We start from the raw sequence: 5,308 nt of genomic DNA, 5'->3' as shown, positions 1-5,308 counted from the left end.
GTACGCATCATAATTTCTGCAAAATCTCTAGCCCCCTTCCGCGCTCCCCAAGTACCGATGAAAACAACCTGCTTAGAAGCTAGCCGCACCGCCGCAGGTTGAACCGCTTGGGCAAATGCTTGTTGTCGCTTTGGGGAGAGTCCGAAGGGAAAGACAAAACACTTCTCTCCCATACCCAGCACATCGCGGACATAGGCTTGTTCGTCCTGATTGGGCACGTTGATAACATCGCAGTTTTGCAAACTCGGCAAACAGTCAGAGATTTCCTTTCTAGACAGCCAAGATCGCAGCCAGTTTCCAATCAAAGTTTTCTTTCTTTTTGGTGGCCATTTAATTTTTTCTTGCTTGGCAAATTCCTCGTAAAAGGCATATAATCCCACGGAACGGGCAACAAGTAAACCTTTAATACCTAATTCTTGCTTAGAAAAAGGTAAATTGCCTTGGTGAGCGTCGATAATATCAAACCGATGGGCATTTGCCTGCACAAAAGCTTTTGCTTTACTTGCAAAACTGGGACGAGTTAATCTTTGCAAGAAAGATGAATTTTCTTCCGGAAAAGCATCGTTATAGTCGAATTTCTGCACTTCATGTCCCATTGCCCGAAATTCGTCTGCCAACTCCAGTTGAACTCGCGAACCTCCCAAGTCGCGATGCCAAGGCATATGGAGTATCATCAGAATTTTTAAAGTTTGAGCCATTGTTCAAATATTATATTTTAGTACTCAACCAAAACTTATGTCTAACCGGATTAATATAATGCCTTAAAACTATTGTTTTACCTGCATATTTATCTGCATAAATGAACTCATCGTCACGACGCACTAAAAATCGGGTGGGATCGAGAGGCAATGCTTTGTTACAGTGCATTGTTAAATGCACCATAGTTTGTTCTGTGAAGTAGTTAGGAATTTCCTGAAGTTGCGCTAAGCGATTTAGAGGCTTCTCCCAATCTAATGGCTTGTTTAGTAACATAAATCCACTGTTGACGGGATTGGCTTTTTCTGATTCATTGTCAAGCAAGCGCTCATCTAAGGCGGTAGCACAATCAAGCAAATAGCGGGGTTGGCCATCGCCCATTTCTACCAAACTAATTAATTCATCAGCACCCGGAAAAAATAGAATATCTGAATCGGCGTAGATAGTTGTTTGGTTAATAGGGATAGACATTAAGACAGAAAGCTTTTTACCCAATGGATGAATATTTGCATATTTACGCAAACATTCAATTAAATCTTTTTTGACCAAGCTGTCCATATGTACTACGTCTACACAAGGACTTATTTGGCGAAGCAACTGACAGCTATCGGGAGCATAAGTACCGTCAGAAACGACTATGAACTGGTCAGGAATACCTACATAACGGACAAAAGAGCGAATACTCGCTACCTGTTCCGGTAAATCGCGATCGCACGAAAAAGAGTAGACCTTCACGGGAACTTTTCGAGATTGGGCGATGGGACGCTTTACTATCCAAGGAAGTGCTGCACGATACACAGAACAAAAAGCATATCCCTGCATCCTAGCTGCACGGTACTCAACATTTATTAGTCGTATAGGGTCTTTTAGTAACACCATATTGGCTTGGCTTTAATAAGTATGTAACTTTTAGAAATAGCTGAGATTATCAAAGTTTTGACGGGATGTTTGAGCGGGCGCAATCGCTCCCTGATACTTAATGGAAACCAAGCTCTATAATAATTTAATAAACTTGTTTTCATAACATTTATCCAAATTCCTATTGTCACCAATGATTCTCTAGACTCAATTAAGTAGGCACTGCACTAGGAGAAGCATTAACGGCCTACCGATTTCATAACCCAAGAGTATACTTTCTGGCCGAAAATTGCTTTTATAACCATCTTCCAAAAAACTGGCCACCGTAGCAGAGTTGGTCTGGCAAATAAAGCCGTCAATAAACCCACTTTCCCATCTGGATATTTACCATCTGTCAAAGAATGGATAACTAAGTAATCTTTTACGTCCATTCTATAAATTATGCGCCGAATCAAAGGTAATTGTGTCGATTCGGCTAAAGCTACTCGACTAAACTCTGCCATTCCTCCTTCATAAGGAATCAATGTTTTGTTACTTCCATGTAGCTTGTCTTTTGACCAAGTTTGCTGCAAATAAATTTGTTTGGGGTTTTTGCTAAGGGCTCTCAGAAAGTATTGGTAATCCATGACCATATAAAGTTTTTTGTCTAAGGGGAAACAATCATCTGCTAGCTCTTTGTCAAGAAAAACATCAGCTTGGGTGAAACCGCAACCTGCAATCCAAAACTTAAGATAACGTTCAAAATCTGTGGGTACAGAATATACAGCTTCTTCGCGACCATCATTGTAGACAACAACGCATCCTCCAGCAATCAATTTGTAGCCGTTTAAATAATAGTTGACTACTTTTTCTAGTGCTGAAATAGTGTAAGAGCAATCTGCATTCAACCAAGCAAAAATTTGGCCTGTACACAGTTGAAAGCCTTTATTGATAGCATCTGTCTGCCCTTCGTCTGGTTCGCTTACCCAGTATGTTATGTACTTTTCATACTTCTTGATAATTTCAACTGTACGATCGGTAGAACCACCATCAATAATAATGTACTCTAAATTTGGATAGCCTTGGAGCAGTACAGAACGTATTGTTTCCTCAATAAAGTGGCCATAGTTATAACTGGGAGTAACTATACTGATTCGGGGCCATTCAGAACGATCGGGCATTCGGTCTGGCAATGGTTGACTTTCCTCAGTCCAAGGCCACCCGGTTCGATCGGGCGGTGGAGCGGGTAAGTCTTTGAGAGTTAGAGCTTTAGCGATGGGTGGCATGATAATATAAATAAAGCAAGTGCTAGCAACTAAAATTTAGTTTAATTGTGCAACAATTGACGATACAATTCAATATATCGATGAGCCTGTAGTTCCAGAGAGTATTCTTGAAGAGCGATCGTCCGACACTGCTGGCTCATGCGCTCGCGTAAATTTTCATCTTCTAATAGTTGGACAATACCGTTACGAAAGTCTTCGATATCGTCCGGGGCTGCTAAGTAGCCAGTGATACCTGGACGTACCAGATCCGGAACTCCGCCTATTTTAAACGAAACCATCGGCGTACCACAAGCCATACTTTCTTGCAACACCAGCGGTAAATTATCGGCGCGGGTGGGAAAAACAAATACATCGGCAGTAGAATAGGCAATGGCTTTGAGGCGATCGCCACTGGCAAAGCCAAGATTGACAGTAGGCAAATCGGCAGCTTCGGCCATCGCTTCACCGCCATCACCGAGAATCAAAAGTACGGTTTCGGCTTTTAGCGATGCAGGCAGGCTTTGTAGCGCTTTCAATACCAGGTCATTGCCTTTGCGCGGATCTTTGAGACTCGCCGCAGAGAACATAATAACTTTTTTGTTTGTCGGTATACCCAGCAGGGAACGACACTCTTTGCGATCGAGCGGTCGGTAAACTTCCGTGTCGATGCCGTTGGGTATGTGATAAATAGGAAAGCGGTTGAGCATACTCTGCTTGGCTTCGTTGTAAAGCCATTTACTCAAAGCCACAATTGCGAGATTAGAGCGACTGTATACCCAATCTTTCAGCTTCCATTCTATGCTGGTATTATCTACATTAATCCCTGGATGTATATCCGGGTAAGGACATTTTCCACAGCCTATTTTCCAGCGATCGCAGTCATAACTATAACTGCAATGACCTGTAAAACTCCACATATCGTGGAGGGTAAAAACCGCTGGTTTTGTAGCGGTTAATGAGGGAATTGCCAGATAATTAAAGTAGCCAGTATGAAGATTGTGAAAGTTGAGAATATCTGCTTTTTGATAAAAAGGGTGTTTGGGAATATCAAAGCTGCTAACAAGGTGAATATGATTAAAGCCCAGACGCCAACTAAAGCGATAAATTTGGTTTTCTATGGGCGGTTTGCGGGTTACAACAGCCACGCGATCGCTGCTTGTTTTGACTTCTCCCACCAGCAACCGCGAGTCAATACCTTGAGCTAACAACCCTTCGTGCAGTCGGTATGCCGCGATCGCCGCTCCCCCTATAGTATCAGACTGATTGATCTGAAGTACATTCATATTTTACTTAGTTATTCCTCAATAATTTGTTTTAATCCAAACATCAGTCTCTTATTTATATCTTCTGGAAGCCATCTCAAAATTTTTCCCAATGTTGATGTGGGTGGTTTGGGTTTTATTATCCAGTTTTCCGGCTTTTCCAGATAATTTAGCATATCTCTATCTACAATTCCCAGATCTTTAAAATACCTACTCAGTTCTAATCCATAATCAAAGCACTTCATTGCCCTACAAATAGTTAAATATTTAAGGGCTTCCTCCAAAGAAGGGTTTTTTCCTTGGCCGATGAGATCGAACAACCACAAAGCTTCACACCAAAGCGGTTGTTGTTTCCCATATTCAATTAGAGAATTCTTCCGCCCCACCTTATAAATTTTGATGTCAAACATCATAAACCCTTTCGAGCGCATAAATTCATCTATTTGGGCATAAGTCGTTTCCCCTATGTAATTTTCTAAAAATCCCGTTTCAGTTTCTACGCAAAACGCATTTTTCAAAACTAAATCGCCAGACTGTAATATTGGCAATTCCAGCCCTTGAGTGTCAATCTTGATAATATCGGCTTTCAAACCTTCTTTGTTCGCTAATGCGTTAAGAGTCGTACACACTACAGAACTTGTTCCCGTTTCTTTAAATAAATCGTGATATGAAAAACGGTTCAGCCACTGGTGATTTGGGCGTAGTAGCGACGAACAGCCAACCCTTTCCGTCAAGTAAATTGTTTTTGTTCCCTCTTCGCCAGCAATAGCATAGGGGAAATATTTCGCACTCTTGTACGGGTGAGGAAGGCTACTCAAACGTTGGCATTCTTCTGAATTTGGATCGAATCCAGTATACGATAACAGAGGAAATAGTTGCTCCCACTTTTCCTCTAACGAACCACTACAACCTATATCTACAAAATCAATTGATTGCACTTCTTGAAAAGCACTTTGCATGGTATTTACCCTAAAACTTATCCTCACGAAAAGCAAAAATATTCAAGATCATATCCATACCTGAGTAAACATCGCACTGATAAAACGGCTGAAGAGAAGGGCGCATTTGGTGAACATGAAGCCTATAACCTGCTTTGGTGAGTATATTTATTATAATATGGAGAGTTTGGGGTTGATTAGCAAATGAATGATATTCAACAAACAAGTTGTCTACATTCACCAATAAATCTTGGCAATCTTTAATTACCTCCGTTTCAGCACCTTCGATATCTAGTTTTAAGAAATCTAC

General features: G+C 41.2%; 6 protein-coding genes. All 6 read right to left on the bottom strand.

Going from position 1 to position 5,308, the window contains the following annotated elements; translation table 11 throughout:
- A partial coding sequence (locus H6S82_RS16680) for a hypothetical protein (RefSeq protein WP_199317902.1) occupies positions 1 to 698 on the bottom strand: 698 nt, incomplete at its 3' end.
- Between the two features lie 10 nt (positions 699 to 708).
- A complete protein-coding gene (locus H6S82_RS16675; protein WP_190461261.1) occupies positions 709 to 1,575 on the bottom strand; it encodes a hypothetical protein in 867 nt (288 codons plus the stop codon).
- A gap of 218 nt (positions 1,576 to 1,793) precedes the next feature.
- Complete coding sequence (locus H6S82_RS16670; protein ID WP_190461259.1) at positions 1,794 to 2,819, bottom strand: glycosyltransferase family 2 protein; 1,026 nt, start codon at positions 2,817 to 2,819, stop codon at positions 1,794 to 1,796.
- A gap of 41 nt (positions 2,820 to 2,860) precedes the next feature.
- Positions 2,861 to 4,081 (bottom strand): glycosyltransferase family 4 protein, encoded by a 1,221-nt coding sequence (locus H6S82_RS16665; RefSeq protein WP_190461257.1) that lies wholly within the window; start codon positions 4,079 to 4,081, stop codon positions 2,861 to 2,863.
- Between the two features lie 11 nt (positions 4,082 to 4,092).
- The gene (locus H6S82_RS16660; protein ID WP_190461255.1) at positions 4,093 to 5,019 is read right to left on the bottom strand and encodes an FkbM family methyltransferase; all 927 of its coding nucleotides are present in this window, start codon (positions 5,017 to 5,019) and stop codon (positions 4,093 to 4,095) included.
- 10 nt (positions 5,020 to 5,029) lie between these two features.
- The coding region (locus tag H6S82_RS16655; protein ID WP_191056444.1) for an FkbM family methyltransferase at positions 5,030 to 5,308 on the bottom strand (279 nt) is incomplete at its 5' end.

The sequence above is a fragment of the Planktothrix sp. FACHB-1355 genome (assembly GCF_014748295.1).
In the GTDB taxonomy this organism is placed as follows: Bacteria; Cyanobacteriota; Cyanobacteriia; order Cyanobacteriales; family Aerosakkonemataceae; genus Aerosakkonema; species Aerosakkonema funiforme_A.
This window is presented reverse-complemented; position numbering and strand designations above follow the sequence as displayed.

Coding starts and splice junctions, on each gene's coding strand:
- H6S82_RS16675 (WP_190461261.1), bottom strand. CDS start 1,575: ATGGTGTTACTAAAAGACCCTATACGACTAATAAATGTTGAGTACCGT.
- H6S82_RS16670 (WP_190461259.1), bottom strand. CDS start 2,819: ATGCCACCCATCGCTAAAGCTCTAACTCTCAAAGACTTACCCGCTCCA.
- H6S82_RS16665 (WP_190461257.1), bottom strand. CDS start 4,081: ATGAATGTACTTCAGATCAATCAGTCTGATACTATAGGGGGAGCGGCG.
- H6S82_RS16660 (WP_190461255.1), bottom strand. CDS start 5,019: ATGCAAAGTGCTTTTCAAGAAGTGCAATCAATTGATTTTGTAGATATA.